18 protein-coding genes are annotated in these 25,652 nt (G+C 72.1%); 12 read left to right on the top strand and 6 right to left on the bottom strand.

The genetic code is table 11. The annotated features are described in order from the left end of the window. Positions 1-45: 45 nt before the first annotated feature. Positions 46-1,224, top strand: a complete 1,179-nt coding sequence (gene moeZ / locus H295_RS0118020) for an adenylyltransferase/sulfurtransferase MoeZ (RefSeq protein WP_020136728.1) — start codon at positions 46-48, stop codon at positions 1,222-1,224. A 71-nt stretch (positions 1,225-1,295) separates the two neighbouring features. On the opposite strand, the gene H295_RS0118015 is transcribed toward moeZ, so the two are convergent. The 3 genes from H295_RS0118015 to H295_RS0118005 form a co-directional block, all read right to left on the bottom strand. Beyond that, positions 1,296-2,855, bottom strand: coding sequence for an alpha/beta hydrolase (locus H295_RS0118015; protein WP_020136727.1), 1,560 nt, complete (start codon positions 2,853-2,855; stop codon positions 1,296-1,298). A gap of 128 nt (positions 2,856-2,983) precedes the next feature. Next, positions 2,984-4,528, bottom strand: a complete 1,545-nt coding sequence (locus H295_RS0118010) for an alpha/beta hydrolase (RefSeq protein ID WP_020136726.1) — start codon at positions 4,526-4,528, stop codon at positions 2,984-2,986. 69 nt (positions 4,529-4,597) lie between these two features. Beyond that, a complete protein-coding gene (locus H295_RS0118005; RefSeq protein ID WP_028809471.1) occupies positions 4,598-7,324 on the bottom strand; it encodes a lysylphosphatidylglycerol synthase domain-containing protein in 2,727 nt (908 codons plus the stop codon). A 186-nt stretch (positions 7,325-7,510) separates the two neighbouring features. On the opposite strand from H295_RS0118005, the gene H295_RS0118000 reads away from it, so the two are divergent. The 5 genes from H295_RS0118000 to nudC all read left to right on the top strand — a co-directional run bounded on the left by H295_RS0118000 (position 7,511) and on the right by nudC (position 17,736). Continuing rightward, positions 7,511-7,897, top strand: a complete 387-nt coding sequence (locus H295_RS0118000; RefSeq protein WP_020136724.1) for an MGMT family protein — start codon at positions 7,511-7,513, stop codon at positions 7,895-7,897. 266 nt (positions 7,898-8,163) lie between these two features. After that, positions 8,164-11,643 (top strand): ATP-dependent helicase, encoded by a 3,480-nt coding sequence (locus H295_RS0117995; RefSeq protein WP_078616678.1) that lies wholly within the window; start codon positions 8,164-8,166, stop codon positions 11,641-11,643. Between the two features lie 110 nt (positions 11,644-11,753). Continuing rightward, a complete protein-coding gene (locus H295_RS0117990) occupies positions 11,754-15,305 on the top strand; it encodes an ATP-dependent DNA helicase (protein WP_020136722.1) in 3,552 nt (1,183 codons plus the stop codon). Between the two features lie 4 nt (positions 15,306-15,309). Beyond that, entirely contained in the window at positions 15,310-16,719 is a 1,410-nt protein-coding gene (locus tag H295_RS0117985) for a dipeptidase (RefSeq protein ID WP_020136721.1), read from the top strand. Positions 16,720-16,791: 72 nt separating this feature from the next. After that, complete coding sequence (nudC, locus tag H295_RS0117980; protein WP_020136720.1) at positions 16,792-17,736, top strand: NAD(+) diphosphatase; 945 nt, start codon at positions 16,792-16,794, stop codon at positions 17,734-17,736. 91 nt (positions 17,737-17,827) lie between these two features. Here the strand turns inward: nudC and H295_RS0117975 are convergent, their stop codons facing one another. Continuing rightward, positions 17,828-18,070 (bottom strand): mycoredoxin, encoded by a 243-nt coding sequence (locus H295_RS0117975; protein WP_020136719.1) that lies wholly within the window; start codon positions 18,068-18,070, stop codon positions 17,828-17,830. A gap of 183 nt (positions 18,071-18,253) precedes the next feature. Between H295_RS0117975 and H295_RS0117970 the strand changes: the two genes are divergently transcribed. The 5 genes from H295_RS0117970 (at position 18,254) to H295_RS43325 (ending at position 22,136) form a co-directional block, all read left to right on the top strand. Beyond that, entirely contained in the window at positions 18,254-20,449 is a 2,196-nt protein-coding gene (locus H295_RS0117970) for an ATP-dependent DNA helicase UvrD2 (protein ID WP_199788595.1), read from the top strand. Between the two features lie 169 nt (positions 20,450-20,618). Continuing rightward, entirely contained in the window at positions 20,619-20,942 is a 324-nt protein-coding gene (locus tag H295_RS45525) for a hypothetical protein (RefSeq protein WP_078616677.1), read from the top strand. 174 nt (positions 20,943-21,116) lie between these two features. After that, positions 21,117-21,485, top strand: a complete 369-nt coding sequence (locus H295_RS0117965; RefSeq protein WP_028809468.1) for a WhiB family transcriptional regulator — start codon at positions 21,117-21,119, stop codon at positions 21,483-21,485. Next, positions 21,482-21,808, top strand: a complete 327-nt coding sequence (locus H295_RS0117960; protein WP_020136717.1) for a hypothetical protein — start codon at positions 21,482-21,484, stop codon at positions 21,806-21,808. Before H295_RS0117965 ends, H295_RS0117960 begins: the two co-directional genes overlap by 4 nt. A gap of 103 nt (positions 21,809-21,911) precedes the next feature. Next, positions 21,912-22,136, top strand: a complete 225-nt coding sequence (locus H295_RS43325) for a hypothetical protein (RefSeq protein WP_043217595.1) — start codon at positions 21,912-21,914, stop codon at positions 22,134-22,136. Between the two features lie 11 nt (positions 22,137-22,147). Here the strand turns inward: H295_RS43325 and H295_RS0117950 are convergent, their stop codons facing one another. Both H295_RS0117950 and H295_RS0117945 read right to left on the bottom strand, forming a co-directional pair. Then, positions 22,148-23,518: an ABC1 kinase family protein gene (locus H295_RS0117950; protein ID WP_020136715.1), complete on the bottom strand. Its 1,371-nt coding sequence runs from the start codon at positions 23,516-23,518 to the stop codon at positions 22,148-22,150. After that, positions 23,511-24,728, bottom strand: a complete 1,218-nt coding sequence (locus tag H295_RS0117945; protein ID WP_020136714.1) for a TOMM precursor leader peptide-binding protein — start codon at positions 24,726-24,728, stop codon at positions 23,511-23,513. The genes H295_RS0117950 and H295_RS0117945 overlap by 8 nt, the downstream gene beginning before the upstream one ends. A 261-nt stretch (positions 24,729-24,989) precedes the next feature. Between H295_RS0117945 and H295_RS0117940 the strand changes: the two genes are divergently transcribed. Next, entirely contained in the window at positions 24,990-25,586 is a 597-nt protein-coding gene (locus H295_RS0117940; RefSeq protein WP_063741191.1) for a M48 family metallopeptidase, read from the top strand. Positions 25,587-25,652: the final 66 nt, after the last annotated feature.

Genomic DNA, 25,652 nt, shown 5'->3' with positions numbered 1-25,652 from the left:
TACGGGGAGAACAACTGTAGTGATTGACCGACCAACGGAGTCCCCGTGTCGCTGCCACCCCTGGTCGAGCCGGCTGCCGAGCTCACCGTAGACGAGGTCCGCAGGTACTCCCGCCACCTGATCATCCCCGACGTCGGGATGGACGGGCAGAAGCGGCTGAAGAACGCCAAGGTGCTCTGTGTGGGCGCCGGCGGCCTGGGCTCGCCGGCGCTGATGTACCTGGCCGCGGCGGGCGTCGGCACGCTCGGCATCGTGGAGTTCGACGAGGTCGACGAGTCGAACCTGCAGCGGCAGATCATCCACAGCCAGGCCGACATCGGCCGCTCCAAGGCCGAGTCCGCCCGTGACTCCGTCCTCGGCATCAACCCGTACGTGAACGTGATCCTTCACGAGGAGCGGCTCGAGGCCGACAACGTGATGGACATCTTCAGCCAGTACGACCTGATCGTCGACGGCACCGACAACTTCGCGACCCGCTACCTGGTCAACGACGCGTGCGTGCTGCTGAACAAGCCCTACGTCTGGGGCTCGATCTACCGCTTCGACGGCCAGGCCTCGGTGTTCTGGTCCGAGCACGGCCCCTGCTACCGTTGCCTCTACCCGGAGCCCCCGCCCCCCGGCATGGTGCCCTCCTGCGCCGAGGGCGGCGTGCTGGGCGTGCTGTGCGCGTCCATCGGCTCCATCCAGGTCACCGAGGCCATCAAGGTCCTCACCGGCACCGGCGAGCCGCTGGTCGGCCGCCTGATGATCTACGACGCCCTGGAGATGCAGTACCGCCAGGTCAAGGTCCGCAAGGACCCGAACTGCGCGGTCTGCGGCGAGAACCCGACCGTCACCGAGCTCATCGACTACGAGGCCTTCTGCGGCGTCGTCTCCGAGGAGGCCCAGGAGGCGGCGGCCGGTTCGACGATCACTCCCAAGCAGCTCAAGGAGTGGATCGACGACGGCGAGAACATCGAGATCATCGACGTCCGTGAGATCAACGAGTACGAGATCGTCTCCATCCCGGGCGCCAAGCTGATCCCGAAGAACGAGTTCCTCATGGGCACCGCCCTCGAGAGCCTTCCGCAGGACAAGAAGATCGTCCTGCACTGCAAGACGGGTGTCCGCAGTGCGGAAGTCCTCGCGGTCCTGAAGTCCGCGGGCTTCTCCGACGCGGTCCACGTCGGCGGCGGTGTGATCGGCTGGGTCAACCAGATCGAGCCGGACAAGCCGGTCTACTAGGCCCAGGCCTTCACTCGGGCCCACGCCTTCCCGGAAGGGGCTCGGCACCACGTGTGCCGGGCCCCTTTCCGTCACCGGCCCTGGGCGCAGACCTTGCCGTCCTTCGGCACCGCGCCCTTCAGCAGGTACGCGTTCACCGTGGAGTCCACGCAGTCGCTCCCGTTCCCGTACGACGTGTGCCCCTGGCCCTCCCAGGTGAGCTCCACCCCGACCCCCTTGCCGAGCTCGTCCGCCATCTTGCGGGCGCCCTCGTACGGCGTCGCCGGGTCGCCCGTGTTGCCGACCACCAGCACCGGCGCCGCACCCGGCGCGCTCACCTCCGGTGTCTCGAACTGCCCGGCCACCGGCCAGTCGTGGCACCAGCCGGCCGCGTCCCAGCCGAGGAAGGGGCCGAACACCGGCGAGATCCTCTCGAACTCCGGCAGCAGTCTCTTCGCCTGCGCGAGGGTGGGCCGCTGCTTGTCGTCCAAGCACGATATGACCCGTTGGGACTGCGGAAGCAGGCCGTAGTGCCCGGACGGATCCCGCTCGTTGTAGCCGTCGGCGAGAGCCAGCAGTTCGGAGCCGTCGCCCCGTTCGGCCGTCCGGAGAGCGCTGGTCAGTGAGGGCCAGCTGTCCTCCCGGTACAGCGGATAGACGATGCCGGTGAACGCGAGCAGCTGGGTCAGCTTCCGCCCCGAGAAGGTGGGCAGCGGTTTCGCGTCGATCCGCTCCAGCAGGTCCGCGATCCTCCGGGTGCCCCGGGCGGGATCCTGCCCGGTGGACTTCAGGTAGTTGTCGAGCGCGCGCTGGAAACCCCGGGCCTGGTTCTTGCGGTGGCCCACCGCGTCGGCGCTCGGGTCGACGGCCGCGTCGAGCACCAGCCGCCCCACCCTGCGCGGGAACAGGTGGGCGTAGACACCGCCGAGCTGGGTGCCGTACGAGATGCCGAAGTAGTAGAGCTTGTCGTCGCCGAGGACCTGGCGCATCAGGTCCATGTCGCGCGCGGTGTCCGTGGTCGAGACGTGGGCCAGCAGCTTGCCCGCGTCCTTCTCGCAGCCCCGCGCGAAGTCGGTGGCGTCCCGGAGGTAGGCCCGCTCCTCGGCCGGGGTGTCCGGGGTGGCGTCGACGGACTCGGCGGCCCGAACCTCCTTGTCGCCGCGGCAGCGGACGCCCTCGCTGGCGCCGACCCCGCGCGGGTCCCAGCTCACCAGGTCGTACCGCTCGCGCAGGAGGGAGGCGGTGGCGGCGTAGGCGGGCAGCGTGCCCACTCCGGTGAGGCCGGGGCCGCCGAAGTCGAAGAGGAGCGAGCCGATGCGGTCGCCGCCGCGGGCCTTGGTGCGGATCAGCGCGAGGTCGATCGTCTGGCCGTCCGGCTTCGACCAGTCCAGGGGCGTCTTCAGCGTCGCGCACCGCCAGTCGTTGCCGGGCGGCGAGAAGTCCCCGGTGGCCTTGCAGCGCCCCCAGTCGAGCCGCTGCGAGGTCAGCGAGGCGGGCAGCGCCTTCGCGTCCCTCGTGGCGGGTGCCGTGCTCCCGGCCCGTTCGTCCCGGCCCCCGCCGCCGGACGAGCCCCCGGACGAGCCGCCGGAGCAACCCGTCGCCAGCAGCGCGGCCGTGGCGGCCACCGCCGCCCACCGTGAGAAACGCCCCATGACAGTCCCCCTCCCGAAGCCGTCCGTGCCGATCCACGAACGCCGGTCCGGCCATGGTAGGCCGAGTGCGCGAAGCCCGTCAGAGCCTGTGGATAACGCTGTGACCTGGGAATTCGCAGCCGGTCAGGCTAAGAACAGACGGTGCCCGCCGCAGGTGCCGTTCCGTTCAGCAGATAGCCGTCCACCGCCTTCTGCACACACCTGTTCTTGCTGCCGTAGGCCCCGTGCCCCTGGCCCTTGTAGGTCAGCTCGACGCCCACGCCCGGGCCGAGCGCCTCCACCATCCTCCGGGCGCCTTCGTAGGGGGTGGCCGGATCGCCCGTGTTCCCCACCACGAGGATCGGGGCCGAGCCGGCGGCGCTCACGTCGGGATGGTCGGCGGCGCCCGCCACCGCCCAGTCCGTGCAGCTCAGCATGGACCAGGCCAGGAAGTCCCCGAACAGCGGGGAGGCGGCGCGGAACTCGGGCAGCCTCCGCTCGACGTCGGCCGCGGTGTACCGCGGTTTGTCGTCGGCGCAGTTGATGGCGATGTTGGCCGCGGTGATGTTGCTGTACTCGCCGTTCTCGCTGCGCCCGTTCAGCGAGTCGGACAGCAGCATCAGGATCCTGCCGTCGCCGTCGTACGCCTGCTGAAGGCCCTCGACGAGGTACTCCCAGAAGTCCTTCGAGTACAGCGACTGGGCGATGCCGTTGGTCGCCGCGGTCTGCGTCAGCAGCCGTTGGCCGATTCCCGGGATGGGCTTGCGGTCGAGGTCCGCGAGCAGCTTGGCGATGCGGTCCTTGACGTCCTGGGCGGTGTCGCCGACAGGGCAGTCCTCGGTCTTGGAGGTGCAGTCCTCGGCGAAGTTGTCCAGCGCGAGCTGGAAGCCCTCGGCCTGCCCGAGCGAACCCTGCTCGCTGTTCTGCGTCGGGTCGACGACCGCGTCGAAGACCGCCCGCCCCACGTGCTTCGGGAACAGGTGCGCGTAGACGCCGCCCAGTTCGGTGCCGTACGAGATGCCGAAGTAGTACAGCTTGTCGTCGCCGAGGACCTGGCGCATCAGGTCCATGTCCCGAGCCGCGTCGGTGGTGCGCACGTGCGGCAGCATCTTCTTGGAGTTGTCCTCGCAGGCCGCGTTGAACTCCTTGGTGTTGGTCAGCAGCGCGGTGCGCTCGGCCGGGTCGTCCGGGGTCCAGTCCTGCTCGAAGTAGTAGTCGAGCTGGGGGTCGTTCAGGCACTCCACGGGGGCACTGCGGCCGACTCCGCGGGGGTCGAAGCTCACCAGGTCGTAGCGGGTGCGCAGGGTCGCGTAGTCCGTGCCGAAGGCGGGCAGTGTGGTGACGCCCGAGCCACCGGGGCCGCCGAAGTTGAAGACGAGCGAGCCGATGCGCCTGTCCTTCGGCCCGCTGGACTTCGCCCGGATCAGTGCGAGGTCGATCGTGTCGCCCTTGGGCTTCGCCCAGTCGCGTGGGGCCTTGAGGGTGGCGCACTGCCATTCGGCGCCGCCCGGCAGCGGGGAGGGGGCGTCACCGCCGCCCTCGGCCCGGGACGGGGCCGGGCAGTCCTTCCAGCTCAGCTCCTGGGCCGACAGGTCCTCGTGCTGCGAGTCGCCGCCGCAGCCCGCCAGCGCGCAGGACAGCAGCAGGGCGGTGGCGGTCAGGGCGGCGACACGCAGGCTGGGGGGGTTCGGCATGACCCCATCCTGCGCTCGCGCGCGCGGGTGCGCTCGGGGCAGGCGCCGTAAGGGGTACGCCCTACCGCGTCACAGGGCGCCCTTGCGGGACAGGTGGTTGAAGGCCAGCCAGCCCGGCAGCACCGGCAGCCAGAGCGTCAGCAGACGGAACAGCAGGACGGCGGGCGCGGCGACCTCCTTGGGCAGCCCCACGGCGATCAGCCCGACCGTCAGCGTCGCCTCGACGGCGCCCACACCGCCCGGCGTCGGGGCGGCCGAGCCGAGCGCGTTGCCCGCGAGGAAGACGACCGCGACGCTGGCGATGCTCAGCGAGGTGCCCTCCTGGCCGAAGGCGCGGATCGAGGCGTCCAGGCACATCACGAAGCAGGCTGTCAGCAGCAGCATGCCGCCGATGCCGGTGACCAGCTTCTGCGGCCGCTGGAGCACGTCCAGCATGCGCGGCACGACACCCGCGAACAGCGACCTCACGCGCGTGACGACGAACTTCCTGAGGAACGGCACCGAGGTGACCACGAGCACGAGCACCGCGACCGTCAGCAGACCCGCGATGACCGTCCGGGACGGCGACAGCGACGGCGTCTTCTCGGTGCCGGTCAGATAGCCGAAGGACAGCAGCATCAGGATGTGGCAGCCGAGCCCGAAGAGCTGCGAGGCGCCGACGCTCGCGACCGCGAGGCCGGGCCGCACGCCCTGGCGTTGCAGGAAGCGCGTGTTGAGCGCGACGCCGCCCACCGCGGCCGGTGCCACGATCTTCACGAACGACCCGGCGACCTGGGCGGCGACCGTCCGCAGGAAGCCCACCCGTTCGGGCACGAACCCCAGCAGGGCCATGGCCGCGGCGAAGTAGCTGCATGCCGAGAACAGCACGGCCGCGGCGACCCAGCCCCACTCGGCGTTCTCGATGAGCGGCCCGAACTCGATGTGGGTGAGCTGCGTCAGCAGGAAGTACGCGCCGATGGCGCCCGCGAAGACGCTGATCAGGGTGCGCGGCTTGACCCGTTCCAGCCGGGCCGGCTCCACCGGTGCCTGCGGCCTGATGAGCAGGACCTGGTTGCGGATCTGGCTCAGCAGATCCTCCTCGCGGGCCTCCTCCAGGGCCTCGTCGATGGCCCGCTTCTCGGCCCGCGCCTCCGCGCGTTCGGCCTTCTTGTCAGGCTTGTCCAGTACGGGCCCGGCGTCGTCCTGTGCCGCTTCGTCCAGCCGGGCCTGCTTGGCCTGCCGGGAGGCCTCCAGGACCGCCTCGCGCTCGCGCTGGGCGCGCTCCCGGCCGAGTCTGCGCAGCGTCGCGCGCGTGGAGCGCGTCAGCGCGATGGGCTGGAGCATCGGCAGGCAGTCGGCGACGGCGTCGGGTCCGAGGATCTCGACGCCGGAGGCGACCGCGCGTTCCGCGCCCGCGAGCAGCCCCAGGGTCGTCACCAGCTGGGCGACGTCCATGCGCAGCAGCAGGGTGCTGGCCGCGATCTCGCCGCCGCGCAGGTCGGTGAGGATCACCGAGCCGGAACGATCCACCAAGATCGCGTCTCCGGCGAGCCTGCGGTGCGCGATGCGCCGTGACTGCAACGCCTGCACCTGGCGCCAGGTGTTGCGCAGCAGTTCGTCGGTGATCTCGTCCTCGGACAGCGATTCGAGCGTACGGCCGCCGGTGTGCTCGTAGACGAGCATCACGGCGTCGGGGCCGAGTTCGGAGGTGGCGATCAGCTTGGGCGCGTTGGCGCCCGCGGCGATGGCGGCGTAGGCGAGCAGGGCCTCCTGCTCCAGTGCCTGGCGCAGCGACTGGAGGCTGCTGCGGGTGGCGAAGCCGCGCAGCGTGAGATTGCGCCACACCCGGTAGAAGAAGCCCTGTGCCTGCTGCTCGCGGTCGACCACGGTGACGTCCAGGGGCGGGCCGTCCTCCAGGGTGACGAAGTAGCGCCGGCCGCGGTCGCCGTTCTCCGCGGTCTCCGGGGCCTCCTCGCGGGCCGCGCCCGCCGGGTGGAAGCCGACGGTCCGCAGGCCCGCCATCAGCGTCTGCCCGGTCGGCCGGACATTGGGCGAGCCGACCGCGTACAGCGTGCCGTAGGCGACCGTCCAGCCGATCAGCACGGTCAGGATGATCGAGAACGGGGTGGTGTAGCCGGTGACGAGCATCGAGAACGCGTCGAGCGTCAGCACCATCCACAGCACCGCCCGCCAGCGCGGCCTGCGGGACATGCCGACGGCCGTCATATAGGCGATGACGGGCGCCAGATAGCCGTGCACGGGGTCGGTGAGGGCGTGGATGTCACCGGGGGAGGGCTGGGTGAGCGCCTCCTGGATGGAGTCCGGGGCGGCCTTGGCGACCCACAGGTCGGTGGCGAGCGTCACACCGTGGGCGAGGACCGCGGCGAGCACACCGTCGGCGATCCGCAGCCCGTCGCGTTTGATCAGCCGTTCGATCGCGAACGCGACCGGGACCAGGAGGATCGCGATGCTGGAGGCGAGTCCGGCGATCTTGATGAGCAGGTCGGGCGCCTGCCCGGTGCCCTTGTTGATGTCCTGTTCGAGGCCCGAGGTGGTGCCGTGGGCGAACGCGGCGATCGCGAGCAGCACGACGACGGCCAGCACACCGACCAGCAGCCGCATGAGGTCGGAGGGCCGGTGCACGCGCGCGGGGAGCAGGGGCTCGTCGCCCTCGACCTCTTCGGAGTGCGTCTCCTCGGCTTCGGCGGCGGCGTCCGCGCCGGGGGCCCGGTCGTCGTCCCCGTCGGCGGCGTCAGGGCGCGACGAGGCGGCAGAGGTGCTCTCGGCGTCCTCCGGGTGCACACCCTGTGGCTTCATCGTCTCTTCTTGATCTCGTATCACCAGTCACCGCCCGCACGATGGTGGCATGCCCCACCGACACACGGGGGTGTCAGGGTGCACATGCGGGGGCGCACAGTCTGCCCGAAGCGCCCTTGCCGGGCGAGGGATACGCACCGTCGCGAGCCCGTCACATTGTCGGTGGGGTGGGGCAGGATGGGGCGGATGAGCGAGCAGAGCCTTCCTCAGGACGCCCACCCGGAGTACGCGGACACCCTGCCGGAGTACGCCGAGCGGGTCCTCGACGTCGCCGAACGCATCCCGCCCGGGTGCGTCATGACGTACGGCGACGTCGCCGAGTGGCTGGAGGAGGGCGGGCCCCGTCAGGTGGGCCGGGTCATGGCCCTGTACGGCTCGCCGGTGCCGTGGTGGCGTGTCGTCCGCGCGGACGGCGTGCTGCTGCCCGGTCACGAGCTGGAGGCGCTGGGCCGCTACCGCGCGGAGGGCACACCCCTGAAGGAGGCGAGCAGGGCCGCCGAGGGCCATCTCCCGCGACTCGACATGAGACGGGCGCGCTGGGACGGCGACGAACGCGCGGAGGGTCACACCTGACAGCTTCCGCCATCCGGCCGCCCCGGGGACACCCCGCGACCCGTACGGGGGAATCGGGGCATGTCCGAGGCATGGCGTACGTTCGTGAGGCGAGGGACGCACGGGGCCGTGGTGTCGTGAGTGGTCCGAGGGAAGAAGGGGAAGTCCTGCTTCCGCTCCACTCCTCGGCGTAGCGTCGGCTGCACGCGTCCCCCTCACCCCCCGTCCACCGCCCTGCACGCGCGGCGGCCCGACCGACAGCACACCCACCAGGACCGGCGAACCACGTGAGCTCCTCTTCCTCCACCAGGCACCCGTCGCACGCCCAGGTGCGACAGGGGGCCCGTGGCGCTTACCGGCTGGTCCGTACCCCGCCGGGCCGGGTGGATCCCCCTCATCTGGACGCCGCGCAGCGCGCCGTGGTTGAGCACCGAAGCGGGCCTTTGCTCGTTCTTGCAGGTCCGGGCACCGGGAAGACCACGACCCTCGTCGAGTCGGTCGCCTCACGAATCGCCCGTGGAGGGGACCCCGCGCGCGTGCTCGTGCTGACGTTCAGCCGCAAGGCGGCCGTCGAGCTCCGCGACCGCATGGCGCTGCGCATCGGAGCGGCCCGCGCCCCGCAGGCGACCACCTTCCACTCGTTCTGCTACGCCCTCGTCCGCGCCCACCAGGACAGCGACCTGTTCGTGGAGCCGCTGCGGCTGTTGTCGGGTCCCGAACAGGACGTCACCGTGCGCGAGCTGCTCGCCGGCCAGCCGGACCTGGAGCGGCTCGGCCTCGCCCATGTGCGCTGGCCGGACGAACTGCGCGCCTGCCTGACCACCCGAGGCTTCGCCGACGAGGTCCGCGCGGTGCTCGCCCGCAGCCGCGAACTGGGTCTCGGCCCCGGCGCCCTGGACGCCTTCGCCCGCCGCATCGGCCGCCCCGACTGGCGGGCCGCGGCCGCCTTCCTCGCTGAGTACCTCGACGTCCTCGACCTCCAGGGCGTGCTCGACTACGCCGAACTGGTCCACCGCGCGGTGCTCCTCGCCCGCCGCCCCGAGGTCGCCGAGCAGCTCGCCGCCCAGTACGACGCCGTGTTCGTCGACGAGTACCAGGACACCGACCCGGCCCAGGTACGGCTGCTCGACGCCCTCGCCGGCGGCGGCCGCACCCTCGTCGCCTTCGGCGACCCCGACCAGTCGATCTACGCCTTCCGCGGCGCCGACGTGAACGGCATCCTCGACTTCCCGTACGCCTTCCCGCGCGCGGACGGCCGACCGGCCCCCGTGGAGGTCCTGCGCACCTCCCGCCGCTCCGGTGCCGCCCTGCTGACCGCGACCCGGCTGGTGACCCAGCGCATGCCGCTGACACGCCTGCCGGCGGAGAAGGTCCGCGCCCACCGGGAGCTCGCCCCGGTCCGTGAGGGCGGCCGGGTCGAGGTCTTCACCTATCCGACCCCGGGCACCGAACTGGACAACATCGCGGACATCCTGCGCCGCGCGCACCTGGAGGACGGCGTCCCCTGGGGCGAGATGGCGGTGCTGGTCCGCGCGGGCTCCCGCACGATCCCGACGGTCCGGCGCGCTCTCACCGCCGCCGGAGTGCCGCTCGACATCGACGGCGACGACCTCGCGCTGCGGCACGAACCGGCGGTGGCACCCCTGTTGACGGCTCTTCGGGCGGTGGCCACGGCGGAGGCCGAGGGAAGCGTCGTACGGCACGAGGAGACAGCGCGCGCCTCCGATGAGCAGGGCGCCTCCGAGGACGCGGGTGCCGCCGATGAGCGGGGCGCCTCCGAGGACGCCGACGCCGATGAGCAAGGCCCTACCGCGGACGCGGCCGCCTCCGATCAGCAAGGTGCCGCCGAGGACACCGCCGTCGAGGCCCCGGCATCCGTCACCTCCTGGCTCGACACCGAGACCGCTCTCACCCTCCTCGCCTCCCCCCTCGCCGGGATGGACGCCGCCGACCTGCGGCGCCTCGGGCGGGCCCTGCGGGACGAGGAGCGGGCCGGCGGGAACGCCCTTCCGCCGCCCTCGGACGAACTGCTCGCGCGCGCTCTCGCCGAGCCCGAGCGGCTGGCCGCGCACGACCCCGCGTACGCGCGCGGGGCGCAGCGGCTCGGCGCGCTGCTCGGGAAGGCCCGCGCGCGCCTGGCGGGCGGCGGCAGTGCCGAGGAGGCGCTGTGGGACCTGTGGGACGGCACCCCCTGGCCCGGACGGCTGGAGCGGGCGGCGAGGCGCGGCGGCGCCGCGGGCCGCAACGCCGACCGTGATCTCGACGCCGTGTGCGCCCTCTTCGCGACGGCCGCGCGCGCGGAGGAGCGCACCGGCGGCCGGGGCGCCCTGAACTTCCTGGAGGAGATCGACGCCGAGGACATCGCCGCCGACACCCTCACCCGGCGCGCCGTACGCCCCGACGCCGTCCGCCTGATGACCGCGCACCGCTCCAAGGGCCTTCAGTGGCGGCTGGTCGTCGTCGCGGGCGTCCAGGAGGGCCTGTGGCCCGATCTGCGTCGCCGCGGCTCCCTCCTGGAGGCCGACCGCATCGGCCGGGACGGACTCGCCGAACCGCTCACCCCGGGCGCCCTCCTCGCAGAGGAGCGCCGCCTGTTCTACGTCGCCGCCACGCGCGCGCGTGAGCGCCTGGTCGTCACCGCGGTGAAGGCACCGGCCGACGACGGCGACCAGCCCTCCCGCTTCCTGACCGAGCTCGGCGTCGAACCCAAGGACGTCACCGGACGCCCCCGCCGCCCCCTGTCGGTCTCCGCGCTCGTCGCCGAACTCCGTGCCACGACCGTCGACCCGCGGGTCTCGGACACCCTCAGGGAGGCCGCCGCGCGCCGCCTGGCGCGGCTCGCCGCCCTCGCCGACGACGACGGCCGTCCGCTGGTCCCCTCGGCCCACCCGTACCGCTGGTGGGGCATGTTCGAGCCGACCGAGTCCAAGGTGCCGCTGCGCAACCGCGACCAGCCCGTGGTGCTCTCCGGCAGCGCGCTGGACCAGCTCGCCAACACCTGCGCCCTTCAGTGGTTCCTGGGCCGCGAGGTGAAGGCCGACGCGCCCGCGACCGTCGCCCAGGGCTTCGGCAACGTCGTGCACGTCCTCGCCGACGAGGTCGCCTCCGGACGCACCCCCGCCGACCTCGACGTCCTCATGGAGCGCCTCGACTCCGTGTGGAACGCGCTCGCCTTCGACGCGCCCTGGAAGTCGGCGCAGGAGAAGGAGAACGCGCGCGTGGCGCTCGAACGCTTCCTTAAGTGGCATGTCGATTCCAACGGCGTCCGCGCCGGCCGCACCCCGGTGGCCAGCGAGCACGACTTCGACGTCACCCTGGAGGCGGGCGAGGTCGAGGTGCGCATCCGCGGCCAGATGGACCGTGTGGAGGCCGACGGCGAGGGACGCGCGTACGTCGTCGACTTCAAGACCGGCAAGCAGCCGGTGAGTTCGGCCGACGTGGAACGCCACCCCCAGCTCGCCGTCTACCAGCTCGCCGTGCGCGAGGGTGCCGTGGACGAGGCCTTCGACGGCGTACGGCCCGAACCGGGTGGCGCCGAACTCGTCCAGCTGCGCCAGGGCGCCCCCAAGCGCGACGGCGGCGAGACCCTGCCCAAGGTGCAGGCCCAGGAACCGCTGGAGGGGGAGTGGGTCGGCGACCTGCTCGCCACGGCCGCCGGCAAGGTCCTCGACGAACGGTTCACGCCGAGCGCGGGACAGCACTGCTCCCACTGCGCGTTCCGGGCCTCGTGCAGCGCGCAGCCGGAGGGACGGCACGTCGTGGAGTGAGCGGCGCGGCCGGTGTGATCAGTCGCACCCCACGTGCTGACCTGCGTTTCGTCCTGACCCCGGGGGTGATTCGTCCTCCGTTGTCAGTGCGCGCCGCTAGCCTCTCCGACATGGCCGCCCGTATCACCGATCCCGATCAGCTCAAGGAGCTCCTCGGCATCCCGTTCACCCCGGAGCAGACGGCCTGCATCACCGCGCCCCCCGCCCCCCAGGTGATCGTGGCCGGTGCCGGCTCCGGCAAGACGACGGTGATGGCGGCCCGCGTGGTCTGGCTGGTCGGCACCGGCCAGGTCGCCCCCGAACAGGTCCTCGGCCTCACCTTCACCAACAAGGCCGCCGGAGAACTCGCCGAGCGCGTCCGCAAGGCGCTCGTCAGGGCGGGCGTCACCGACCCCGACGTCATCGACCCGGACAACCCGCCCGGCGAGCCCGTGATCTCCACCTACCACGCCTTCGCGGGCCGCCTGCTGACCGACCACGGCCTGCGGATCGGCCTGGAGCCGACCTCCCGGCTGCTCGCCGACGCCACCCGCTACCAGCTGGCCGCGCGGGTGCTGCGCGAAGCCCCCGGCCCCTACCCGGCCCTGACCCGCTCCTTCGCCGACCTGGTCAGCGACCTCCTCACCCTCGACGCCGAACTCTCCGAGCACCTCGTCCGCCCCGAGCGGCTGCGGGCGTACGACGCCGAGCTGCTGCTGACCCTTCAGGGCGCCAAGCTCACCAACGACACCCTGCGCAAGGTTCCCGAGGCGGCCGCCGCCCGCCGCGAACTCGCCGACCTGGTCGTCCGTTACCGCGCCGCCAAACGCGAACGCGACCTGCTGGACTTCGGCGACCAGATTGCCCTGTCCGCACGTCTCGCGGGAATCCCGGAGGTGGGCCACACCTTGCGCGAGGAGTTCAAGGTGGTGCTCCTCGACGAGTACCAGGACACCTCGGTCGCCCAACGCGTCCTGCTGGCGGGCCTGTTCGGCGGCGGCACCGGGCACCCGGTCACCGCCGTCGGCGATCCCTGCCAGGCCATCTACGGCTGGCGCGGCGCCTCCGTCGCCAACCTCGACGACTTCCCCGAGCACTTCGCCCACCCCGACGGCCGGCCCGCCACCCGTCAGGCGCTCAGCGAGAACCGCCGCAGCGGCGGCCGTCTCCTCGACCTGGCCAACGGCCTCGCCGAGCCCCTGCGCGCCATGCACGCGGGCGTGGAGGCCCTCCGCCCGGCCCCCGGCGCCGAACGCGACGGCGTGGTGCACTGCGCTCTCCTGCCCACCCACGCGGAGGAGATCGACTGGCTCGCCGACTCGATCGCCCATCTCGTACGGACCGGCAAGGAGCCCGGCGAGATCGCCGTCCTGTGCCGCACCGCGACCGACTTCGCCGAGATCCAGGGCGCCCTGGTCGAACGGGACGTGCCGGTGGAGGTGGTGGGCCTCTCGGGCCTGCTGCACCTGCCCGAGGTCGCCGACCTGGTCGCCGTCTGCGAGGTCCTCCAGGACCCCGGCGCCAACGCCGCCCTGGTCCGGCTGCTGACCGGCCCGCGCTGGCGCATCGGCCCGCGCGACCTCGCACTCCTCGGGCGGCGGGCCCGTCGGCTGGTGTCCTACGCGCGCGTGGACGCCGACGACGATCCCGACCGCCGGCTCGCCGAGGCCGTCGAGGGGGTCGACCCGGCCGAGGTGATATCGCTCGCCGACGCCCTGGAGACCTTCCTGGAGACACCCCTCCACAGCGACGAGGACGACGACGGGCTGCCCTTCTCGCCGGACGCGCGCGTGCGGTTCGCCCGCCTCGCCGCCGAACTGCGCGACCTGCGCCGCGCGCTGGCCGACCCCCTCATGGACGTCCTGCACCGCGTCCTCGCCGTCACCGGCCTGGAGGTCGAACTGTCGGCGTCCCCGCACGCGCTGGCCGCCCGCCGTCGCGAGACCCTGTCCAACTTCCTCGACGTCGCCGCCTCCTTCGCGGCCGGTGACCAGGAGGCGACCCTGCTCGCCTTCCTCGGCTTCCTGCGCACCGCCGCCCAGTACGAGAAGGGCCTCGACAACGCCCTCCCGGGCGGCGAGAACACCGTCAAGGTGCTCACCGCGCACAAGTCCAAGGGCCTGGAGTGGGACGTCGTCGCCGTCCCCGGCCTGGTCACCGACACCTTCCCGAGCGCCAAGGGCCGCGAGAAGTGGACCGCGCAGAGCAAGGTGCTGCCGCACGCCCTGCGCGGCGACGCCGAGACCCTGCCCGACATCCCCTCCTGGGACTCCCGCGGCATGAAGGCCTTCCACGAGGCCATGAAGGACCACCAGCACACCGAGGAACTCCGCCTCGGCTACGTCACCTTCACCCGTCCCCGCTCCCTGCTCCTAGGCTCCGGCCACTGGTGGGGCCCGACGCAGAAGAAGCCGAGGGGACCGTCGGACTTTCTCCAGGAGCTTTACGACCACTGCGCGGCCGGCCACGGCGAGATCGAGGCATGGGCCGACGAGCCGGCCGAGGACGAGGAGAACCCGGCGCTGCACAGCCGGACCGAGGACCAGGTCTGGCCCCTGCCCCTGGACGACAACGCCCTGGCCCGCCGCCGGGCGGCCGCGCAGACGGTCCTGGACCACCTGGAGGACCTCGCCGGGCCCGTCGACCACACCGACCCGCACCCCGCGGCCGTACACGACCCGGACACCTACGACGACCCGGACTGGCCCCCGCCGCCGGACGACGACGAGGCGCCCTACGCCGAGGAACCCCCCTTCGAGGACGAGCCCGTCGGCGAGGACCCCGACGGGAACTGGGACACCTGGACGACAGAGCGCCCGTCCGTCCCGCACCAGGCCACGGCACCGGACACCACCGACGCGCCGGCCCGACACCGTCCCGCGCCACCGGAAACCCCCGTGCCGGCCCGGCCGCACCCCGCGGAGCCCGAAGGCCTCACCCCCGAGGAAGCCCGCACCATCGCCTCCTGGGACCGCGACCTCGACGCCCTCACCGGCGAGCTCCTGCGCGCGCGGGCCGCCGTGACCGACGTACCCCTGCCCGCGTCGCTCACCGCGTCCCAGGTGCTGCGCCTGGCCGCCGACCCGGACGGGCTCGCGCAGGAACTCGCGCGCCCCATGCCGCGCCCGCCGCAACCCGCCGCACGTCAGGGCACCCGCTTCCACGCCTGGGTGGAGGCCCGCTTCGAAGCGCTCACCCTGCCCATGCTGGAACCGGACGACCTCCCCGGCGGCGACGCCGAGATCGCCGACGAGCGCGACCTGGAAACCCTCAAGGACGCCTTCGAGCGCAGCGCGTACGCCCACCGCACCCCCTACCGCGTCGAGACGCCCTTCCAGCTCGCCATCGCCGGACGGGTGGTCCGGGGCCGTATCGACGCCGTCTACCGGCAGACCGACGGGGAGACGACGACGTACGAGATCGTCGACTGGAAGACCAGCCGCACCCGCACCGCCGACCCGCTCCAGCTCGCCGTGTACCGGCTCGCCTGGGCCGAGCGGCAGGGAGTGCCTGTGGAATCGGTCACGGCGGCCTTCCTGTACGTCCGCACCGGAGAGGTCGTACGCCCCGGGAACCTGCCGGGCCGGGCCGCCCTGGAACGGCTCCTGACCCAGGAACCGGACGGTTCCGCGCAAGCAAACTGTGAGGAACCGCCCAACGAGGATGTCGGTGCGGGCCGATAGGCTCATGACCATGAGCCCGACCCCGGACAGCGCCGTCCGTTCGTACATCCAGCAGCACCGCGCCGCCTTCCTCGACGACCTCGCCGAATGGCTGCGCATCCCGTCCGTCTCGGCCCAGCCCGACCACGGACCCGATGTACGCCGCAGCGCCGACTGGCTCGCCGCCAAGCTCAGGGAGACCGGATTCCCCACGGCCGAGGTGTGGGAGACGCCCGGCGCACCCGCCGTCTTCGCCGAGTGGCCCGCGGAGGACCCCGGGGCGCCCACGGTCCTGGTCTACGGCCACCACGACGTACAGCCCGCCGCCCGCGAGGACGGCTGGGACAGCGACCCCTTCGAGCCGGTCGTCTGGGACGACCGCCTCTACGCGCGCGGGGCCGCCGACGACAAGGGCCAGGTCTTCTTCCACACGCTCGGCGTCCGCGCCCATCTCGCGGCCACCGGCCGCACCGCCCCGGCGGTGCACCTCAAGTTGCTGATCGAGGGCGAGGAGGAGTCCGGATCCCCGCACTTCCGCGCCCTCGTCGAGGAGCACGAGCAGCGGCTCGCCGCCGACGCCGTGATCGTCTCCGACACCGGTATGTGGGACGAGCACACCCCGACGGTCTGCACGGGCATGCGCGGCCTCGCCGAGTGCGAGATCGTCCTGCACGGCCCCGACCAGGACATCCACTCCGGCTCCTTCGGCGGTGCCGTCCCCAACCCGGCCACCGCCGTCGCCCGCCTCGTCGCGGCCCTGCACGACGAACACGCGCGGGTGGCGATCCCCGGCTTCTACGACGGCGTCGTCGAACTCACCGACCGCGAGCGGGAGCTCTTCGCCGAGCTGCCCTTCGACGAGGAGCGGTGGCTGCGCACCGCAAAGTCGAACGCCACCCTGGGCGAGGCCGGACACACCACCCTGGAGCGCGTCTGGGCCCGCCCCACCGCCGAGGTCAACGGCATCGGCGGCGGCTACCAGGGCCCCGGCAGCAAGACGGTCGTCCCGTCCTCCGCCATGGTCAAGCTCTCCTTCCGGCTGGTCGCAGGACAGGACCCCGACCACATCGAGAAGGCCGTCCGCGACTGGGCCGCCGGGCAGGTGCCCGACGGAATCCGCCAGGAGATCACCTTCGGCGCCGCCACGCGCCCGTGCCTCACCCCGCTCGACCACCCGGCCCTCCAGTCCGTCGTCCGGGCCATGGGCCGCGCCTTCGGCCAACCGATCCGCTTCACCCGCGAGGGCGGCTCCGGCCCCGCCGCCGACCTCCAGGAAGTCCTCGGCGCACCCGTGCTGTTCCTCGGCATCTCCGTCCCCTCCGACGGCTGGCACGCGCCGAACGAGAAGGTCGAACTCGACCTGCTCCTCAAGGGCGTCGAGACCTCCGCGTACCTGTGGGGTGATCTCGGCGAGCACTTCAGCCATGCGCCCTGAGAGTCCCGCGTCGTACGTCCGCCGAACCGTCCGCCGAAACAATCCGCTGCACCGGGGGAGTTGGAAGCACCCGTGACCACCTGGACCGACCACACCGCCGACCGTCCCGTCTCACTCACCGCCCCCAGCGGCATCGACCGCGCCGCGCACCACCGGCTCGACGAGGCCTGGCTCGCGGCGGCGTGGAGCCACCCCACCACCCGCTGCTTCGTGGTCTCCGGCGGCCAGGTCCTCATAGACGAGACGCCGGACGGCCGTACCGAACTCGTCATGACCCCGGCCTTCGAGGCCCCGCTCACCGAGGCGCACCGCTACTTCCTCGGCATCGACGACGAGGGTGTCCGCTACTTCGCCCTCCAGAAGGACGCCCTGCCCGGGCGGATCGACCAGTCCGCGCGCCCCGCGGGGCTGCGGGAGGCCGGTCTGCTGCTGTCCGCGCGCGAGGCGGGCCTCATGGTGCACGCGGTCGGGCTGGAGAACTGGCAGCGCACCCACCGCTTCTGCTCCCGCTGCGGCGAGCGCACCGTCATCGCCGCGGCCGGCCACATCCGCCGCTGCCCCGCCTGCGGTGCCGAGCACTACCCGCGCACCGACCCGGCCGTGATCATGGCCGTCACCGACGACCAGGACCGCATCCTGCTCGGCCGCCAGGTGCACTGGCCGGAGGGCCGCTTCTCGACGCTGGCCGGGTTCGTCGAACCGGGCGAGTCCATCGAGCAGTCGGTGCGCCGCGAGGTCTTCGAGGAGGCCGGCATCACCGTCGGCCCGGTCGAGTACGTGGCCAGCCAGCCCTGGCCGTTCCCGTCCAGCCTCATGCTCGGCTTCATGGCCCGCGCCACCTCCACCGACATCAATGTCGACGGAGACGAGATCCACGAGGCCCGCTGGTTCTCCCGCGACGAACTCCAGGCCGCCTTCGAGGCGGGCGAGGTCCTCCCGCCGTACGGCATCTCGATCGCGGCCCGCCTGATCGAACTCTGGTACGGCAAGCCGCTTCCTACGAGGAGCTTCGTCTGAGAGGTGGCCCACGGCCTGCCCGGCTGTCCGGCCCAGACACAAAAAGGCGGTTCCTGAGTCGTCTCAGGAACCGCCCGTACCCTGCGGAGCCTTACGCGCCGATCTTCTGCTTGACCTGCGCCAGCGACGGGTTCGTCAGCGTCGAACCGTCTCCGAACAGCACCGTCGGAACCGTCTGGTTCCCGCCGTTCGCCTTCTCCACGAACGCCGCGGACGCCGGGTCCTGCTCGATGTTGATCTCGGTGTACGCGATGCCCTCGCGGTCCATCTGCTTCTTCAGCCGCTGGCAGTAACCGCACCAGGTGGTGCTGTACATCGTCACAGTGCCCTGCATGTCTCGCGCGCTCCTTCGGGGGCTCGGGGATGAGGCCGTCCGAAGAGGGAACGTACGCGAGCGGGGCGCCATTCCCGATGCGGGGTTCCCGGCCCGGTGACACCTGCCGCATTAGTACGACCGCGACTACCTGCCTGTGGACAACCGGCTCATCCGTCTCCGCCGACCTGGCAGCATGGCGGTGTGACAGCAGCAACGCATTCCACGCTCTTCCCGCGCACACCGGACTCGGCCGACGCCGTGCTCGAAGGGCTCGACCCGGAGCAGCGCGAGGTCGCCACCTCCCTGCACGGGCCGGTGTGCGTGCTGGCGGGTGCCGGTACCGGCAAGACCCGGGCCATCACCCACCGCATCGCCTACGGAGTGCGGGCCGGGATCCTCCAGCCCTCCAGCGTGCTCGCCGTCACCTTCACCAACCGCGCCGCCGGGGAGATGCGCGGGCGACTGCGTCAGCTCGGAGCGGCGGGCGTCCAGGCGCGTACGTTCCACTCGGCCGCCCTGCGCCAGCTCCAGTACTTCTGGCCGAAAGCCGTCGGCGGGTCCATGCCCCGGCTCGTCGACCGCAAGATCCAGCTCGTCGCCGACGCGGCCGCCGCGTGCCGCATCCGCCTCGACCGGGGCGAGCTGCGGGACGTCACGGGCGAGATCGAGTGGTCCAAGGTCACCCAGACCGTGCCCTCCGACTACGCGCTCGCAGCCGCGAAGGCCGGACGTGAGACACCCCGCGCCGCGGCGGAGATCGCCCAGCTGTACGCCGCCTACGAGGACGTCAAGCGCGAGCGGTCCGTCATCGACTTCGAGGACGTGCTGCTGCTGACCGTCGCCATCCTCCAGGACCGGCACGACATCGCCGACCAGGTTCGTTCGCAGTACCAGCACTTCGTCGTCGACGAGTACCAGGACGTCAGCCCCCTCCAGCAGCGCCTGCTGGAGCTGTGGCTCGGGCAGCGGGACAGCCTGTGCGTGGTCGGCGACGCCAGTCAGACGATCTACTCCTTCACAGGAGCAACTCCCGACCATCTGCTCGACTTCCGCACCCGCCACCCCGGGGCCACCGTCGTCAAGCTGGTCCGCGACTACCGCTCCACCCCCCAGGTCGTCCATCTCGCCAACGGCCTGCTCGCCCAGGCCCACGGCCGCGCCGCCGACCACCGGCTGGAACTGATCTCCCAGCGCCGCCCCGGCCCCGAGCCCGTCTACACCGAGTACACCGACGAGCCCGCCGAGGCCGAGGGCGCCGCCCGGCGCATCCGGGATCTCATGGACGCGGGCGTGCGGGCGAGCGAGATCGCCATCCTGTTCCGCACCAACTCCCAGTCCGAGACCTATGAGCAGGCCCTCGCCGACGCCGGAGTGCCCTACCAGCTGCGTGGCGCCGAGCGGTTCTTCGACCGGCCCGAGGTCCGCAGGGCCATCGTCAACCTCCGCGGCGCGGCCCGCTTCGGCGGCAACGACGCCCGGCTGGACGACGCCGTCGACCTGCCCTCCCAGGTCCGCGCCGTGCTGTCGGGCGAAGGCTGGACCAGCGAACCGCCGGCCGGGTCCGGCGCCGTCAGAGAGCGCTGGGAGTCGCTGGCCGCCCTGGTGAACCTCGCGCAGGACTTCGCGGCCGCCCGCCCCGGGGCCACGCTGAACGACCTCGTGGCCGAACTCGACGAGCGGGCCGGCGCCCAGCACGCCCCGACCGTCGAGGGCGTCACCCTGGCCTCCCTGCACTCCGCGAAGGGCCTGGAGTGGGACGCCGTCTTCCTGGTCGGGGTCGCCGAGGGCATGATGCCGATCACCTACGCCAAGACCGACGAGCAGATCGAGGAGGAGCGCCGGCTCCTCTATGTCGGCGTCACCCGCGCCCGTGAGCGCCTCCATGTCTCCTGGTCGCTCTCCCGCTCGCCCGGCGGCCGCCCCAACCGCCGCCCCAGCCGCTTCCTCGACGGACTGCGCCCCGGCTCCACCGCCACCGCGGGGCGGGCGGCCGCGGGCGGTCCCGGCGGAGTGGAGCGCGGCTTCACGAGCCCCGCCGGCGAGGTCCCGAGACGCACCCGGCGCACCCCGGCGCGCTGCCGGGTCTGCGGGCGCACGCTCACCGACGCGGGCGAGATGAAGCTGATGCGTTGCGAGGACTGTCCCTCCGACATGGACGAGGGGCTCTACGAGCGGCTGCGCGAGTGGCGGGCCGTGCAGGCGGAGCGCAGCGGACAGCCCGCGTTCTGCGTCTTCACCGACAAGACCCTGATGGCGATCGCCGAGGCCGTCCCCGACGACGAGCACGAACTGACCCGGATCCCGGGCGTCGGGATGCGCAAGCTCAACCGTTACGGAGCCGATGTCCTGGCCATCTGCGCAGGCCAGGAGGTCGCGCAGGAAGAAGACGAGGACTGATCCCAACTCGTCGAAAAAATAGTTTGCGCATGCCCCGGGAATCCCCATAGGTTCTTAGCCACGGGGACGGAGGCCTTCTCGGAGGCCCCGATTCCGTGCTCTACTTGCATATCCGTCGGACAGCGGCTCGCGCCGCGGTCCCCCTAGACGCCGAGAGGAGGCGATTGAAGTGATCAGCATCAACAGCACCAAGGCCATCAGCACCGCCAAAATGACCGATCGCTCGGTCGTCTCCGCGTGCATGCTCGGCGTTTCGAACCTGGGCACTGGTCTGTCCGGCATCTCTGCCGTGCGTCCGGCGTCCTCCCTGTCTCTCGCGGTCCTTCCCGTCCGTGAGCGCAATGAGCGACCGACCAAGGCACTGGAAGCAGTAGCGGCACAGGCGCAGGCCTATGCCTTTGCGGCTACCGGTGCCGGATTCCGGAAGCTGACGACGCAGCACCACCAGATGTGGGCCTTCCGTGGGCCAGAACCCTGGAGTGATCCAGCCTGATCGACTCAGGCCGGCGCCTTCAGGGCCGCGGAACCCCATCCGGGATCCGCGGCCCTTCTGTTTTCCCCGAACGGGGACGGCGGAGCGAAGGGGCCTCGGGACAAGAAAAGAACCCGGTACCAAGCCGACAACCGGTCCCACAGGGCCGGACCGACCAGACGAGGAAGACGAACCGTGCAACTCGAAGCGCACGCCCCGTCCGTACCGCCTTCCGCAACGCTCCCCCCGCCCGGTTCCACGGAGGACTCCACCTTGATCCCCCTCACTGCGCTCACCGCGCTCGACGACGCCATCGAGAACCTCGGCGTACCCGTCCCCTGCCGTTCCTACGACCCGGAGGTCTTCTTCGCCGAGTCGCCGGCCGACGTCGAGTACGCCAAGTCCCTCTGCCGTACCTGCCCGCTGATGGAGGCCTGCCTCGCCGGCGCCAAGGAGCGGCGTGAGCCCTGGGGCGTCTGGGGTGGCGAGCTGTTCGTCCAGGGTGTCGTCGTAGCCCGCAAGCGGCCCCGTGGTCGCCCGCGCAAGAACCCGGTCACGGCATGAACACCATCGCAGGAACGATCGACCGCCCCCTCACGAACGACCCCAAGAAGCAGGCCCCGATGAAGCCGTCCACCAGCGAGCCCGCAGGCTCCGCGATCCCAGACTTCACCACCACCGGCGCGATCGACTCGCGTCAGAACAGGACCCGAGAGATGCAACTCATCCCAGAAGCCCTGGCTCGTGCGCATATGCACGACCGGCTGCAAGAGGCCGAGCAGGAACGCAGGGCCATCCGCCTCGCGACCGCTCGCCGGATGCAGCGCCGGGCGGAGCGCGCCTCCCTGCGCGCCCGTCGCGCGCTCGCCATGGCCGTCATGCAGTAACACGACCCGGTAGTTCCCCGCGGGGGTCGGTCCGTCGGAACGGACCGGCTCCCGCGGTGCGTTCCGCGCGCCGAACGGGTTGGCCCGGCGTTATCGTCGGCGCGTGACGAGTCCCTCCGGAGACAGCGACGACGGTGGCTTCCCGCACGGGGACGCCGAGGCGGAGACGCGGCCTCTCGTGTGCGCCCGCTGCGGAAAACGGGCCGCGGGACCCGAGCCCACCTGGACTCTCTCCATGGAGAACGGCATCCGCCAGTACTTCTGCGACACCTGCTCCCGGGAGCACCTCAGGGCGATCGAGGGGCGGCTCGACTCGGCCTGGTGGTAGACCACGTCACGTCACGCCTCCGCGGCCGACTCGTCCTCCCCGCCGTCGTCCTCCGGCAGGAACCCCGGCAGCCACTCCTCCAGTTCCTCGCGCAGCCGGACCGCGGCGCCCAGCTGGCACAGGACACCGATGGTGCTCAGGGTCACCCGGTGGATCAGCAGGTACGCCGGCGGAAGGTTGAGCTGTTTGCCGAGCTGGTGCGCGGGGGAGCGTGGGTCGGCGATCCGGGCGGCCTGGCTGCGCATCCAGCCCCGGGTGAAGGTGAACTCCTCGACCACGGCCGGTTCGATGATCGGCAGGAGGTAGTCGAGGACGGCGTCCGGGTCCAGCTCTATCGAGTCCTTGACGAAGCCCTCGGTGCGCAGCAGCTCGTAGACCGCCTCGGCGTCGCCCTCCAGCGTCATGCGCAGGGACGCGCCGATGGTGTCCGGCAGCCCGCCGGGGAGCCGGTCGACGGTGCCGAAGTCCAGGACGCCCAGGCGCCAGTCCTCCTCGCCCTCCGGTCCGCCGGGCAGGAGACGGAAGTTGCCGGGGTGCGGGTCCGCGTGCAGCAGGCCGGTGCGGGCGGGGCCGGAGAAGAGGAAACGGGCCAGCAACTGGCCGGCGCGGTCGCGCTGCTCCTGGGTGCCGTCGGCGATCACTTCGGACAGCGGGACGCCGTCGATCCACTCCGTGATCAGGACCTGTTCGCCCTGGTGGACCACCGCCGGCACCACGACGTCCGGGTCGTCCGCGAACTCCTCGGCGTGGGCCTGCTGGGCCTGGGCCTCCAGACCGTAGTCGAGTTCCTCCGAGACCCGGTCGCGCAGCTCGTTGATGAGCGGCTTGATGTCGATACCGGGCACCAGGGGCCCCAACAGGCGGGCGAAGCGCCCCAGTTGGTTCAGGTCGGACAGCAGGGCCTCACCGGCCCCCGGGTACTGGACCTTGACCGCGACCTCGCGTCCGTCATGCCACACGGCCCGGTGCACCTGGCCGATGGAGGCCGCCGCGGAAGGCTTGTCGTCGAACTCGGCGAACAGCGTCCGCCAGTCCGCGCCCAGCCGCTCCTCAAGCACCGTGTGCACAGTGCGGGTGGGCATCGGGGGCGCCGCTTCCTGGAGCTTCGTCAGGGCCGCCCGGTAGGGTCCCGCGACCTCCTCGGGCAGCGCCGACTCGAAGACGGACAGGGCCTGGCCGAACTTCATGGCGCCGCCCTTGAGCTCCCCGAGCACCTTGAAGAGCTGATCGGCGGTGCGCTGTTGCAGCTCGCGGCCGACGATCTCCGCGGACTCGCCCACGATCCGCTTGCCGAGTCCCCAGGTGGCCCGCCCGGCGAAGCCGAGCGGGAGCGCGGCGAGTTTGGCGGTCCGGGTGACCGCCTTCCGGGGAAGATCAGACATGCGCCCTCCAGGTCCCAGCAGGCCGTGGTGCGGTTGCCTTGCGGCACGACTCCTCCGACGACCCTTGCACTGCCATTGTCTCGTGCGCAGCCTCCTCCTTGGAGGTGTGTTCTCCCTTACCTTTCTCCGCGGCCCCGCACGGGCATGCCGCATGCGGCCACACCGGCCGGGCGTGCCAGTTCAGGCCGGGCAGCGAGACCTCCCAGCGGGCACCGGCGCTCGACGGGACCCGGCCGTCCAGGAAGGCGAGGGCGTGCGCGGCCGCCAGCCCCGCGACGGTCGTGGCCAGCGCCAGGTCGCAGGGGCGGGCCGGCCGGGGCCCGCTGCCCGAGCGCCACTGGGCGACCAGCCGGGGCCAGGCCTCGTCCCGATCGGTCCGCGTCTCGTGCAGACAGCCCGCGCAGCCCGTCTCGCCCGGAAGGACGAAGGGGCCGACCACCCCGGTCGCCTCGACCACGCCCGCGTACAGATGAGGCGTCCCGGACCGCACCAGGGGTTCGGCCGCCGCCATGGCGGGAGCGTGCACGTCGACGTCGTCGCGCGGGGCGAGGATCACCAGGGCGAAACCGGGGTCGTCCCCTCCTGTCGCCGTCCGGGAGGCGCGGCGCGGCGGGCGGCCGGGAGCCGCCGCGGACACCGCGCGGCGTGCGGTCGTGTCCCTGCGCTCGCCGACGGAGCCGGCGGGCAGTCCGCCCGGGGCCACGTCCCCCGGCTCGACCCGGCCCCAGTCCCGCACGTCCACCTCTCCCACCCCGGCGCCCGAGAGCAGTGCGGCCAGCACCGCGCCCACCCGGCCGGCACCTCTGACCTGCACGCGCAGCGAGCGGCGGGCGGCCAGGAGTCCGATCGCGTCATCCGGTCCGGACGTGGTCAGGGAGAGGGACGCCAGGTCGGGCGCCAGCCGGTCCATGACCTCCTTCCTCCCGCGCAGCGCGTCCGCGGCCGGTCCGCCGCCCTTCGCGTCCTCGACGAGTCCGGCCCGGGCGAGCCGGTCCACAAGCGCGTCGACATGACCCTCGGGAAGATCCATCCTGCTTCCCTCCTCCCGCAGCAGCGCTAGGCCGCGCGTGCCGTTGAGGAGATCCAGGAAGTTGCCCGTCGCCGGGTCCATCGGGCCCAGCGTCATCGCATGCGCCGGGGTCATCCCGAACTGCACGGTGTTCAGATCGCGCCAGCCGCGCCGCAGCGCGGGCTTCATCCGCGGAACCATGGTGTGTGCCGGCGGAACCACTGCTTCCATGACAGGCCCCCGTAGCCCTCGTAGAACGTCCCCGTCCGCCATCGGAACCCGGCGACGGTCGGGTCGCGGTTCCGGCGGCGGTGCCAGCATGCCCGGAGCCCGACATCATGTGCCGAAAGTTGTCCACAGGTGAGGGCTGTTCGTCGTACAAATCAGACGCATGGAGGGGGATCGGAACCGAACCGTCCCGGAGTCGGGACTTCCCCCGTGTGCAGCGGGTAACGTCAGGGCGTGCCCGCCGATCCACTGCACAGCGCCGGAACGCCACAGCGCAGCACGACGAGCCAGCCGCCGAGCGGCTCGGGGGCGAGCGCGATCGAGGTACGCAGGAGCAGCCGCCGACGCCGGACGGTCTCCGCGTACCGCGAGGGCGATCGCACCGTCGTGCTCATCCCTGCCCGGATGTCCGAGGCCGAGGAGCAGCGCTGGGTCAGCGTCATGCTCGACAAGCTGGCCGCGCAGGAAAGCAAACGGGTTCTCGGGGACGCCGAGCTCTCCGAGCGGGCACAGCGACTGTCGGCCCAGTACTTCGACGGCCGGGCCCGGCCCGCCTCGGTGCGCTGGGTCACCAACCAGAACACGCGCTGGGGCTCCTGCACCCCGTCCGAGGGCAGCATCCGGCTGTCGCACCGGCTCCAGGGGATGCCGGAGTACGTCGTCGACTACGTCCTGCTCCACGAGCTGGCGCATCTGCTCGTACCCGGTCACGGCCCCCGGTTCTGGCGGTTGCTGGAGGCGTATCCGCGCACCGAGCGGGCCAAGGGCTACCTGGAGGGCGTGGTGGCCGCCGACCGGTTGCCGCACCTGCCGCCCGGACGCGGAGAGTGACGGTCGACCCGAACGGGTTTTTGTACCGGATCCGTACCGGCTTGAGCCGGTGTCCGAATTTGCCGT

Origin of the sequence: Streptomyces sp. 351MFTsu5.1, assembly GCF_000383655.1 — a bacterium.
GTDB lineage: Bacteria > Actinomycetota > Actinomycetes > Streptomycetales > Streptomycetaceae > Streptomyces > Streptomyces griseorubiginosus.
The sequence above is the reverse complement of the archived record's forward strand: the minus strand, read 5'-3'. Positions and strand labels throughout refer to the sequence as shown.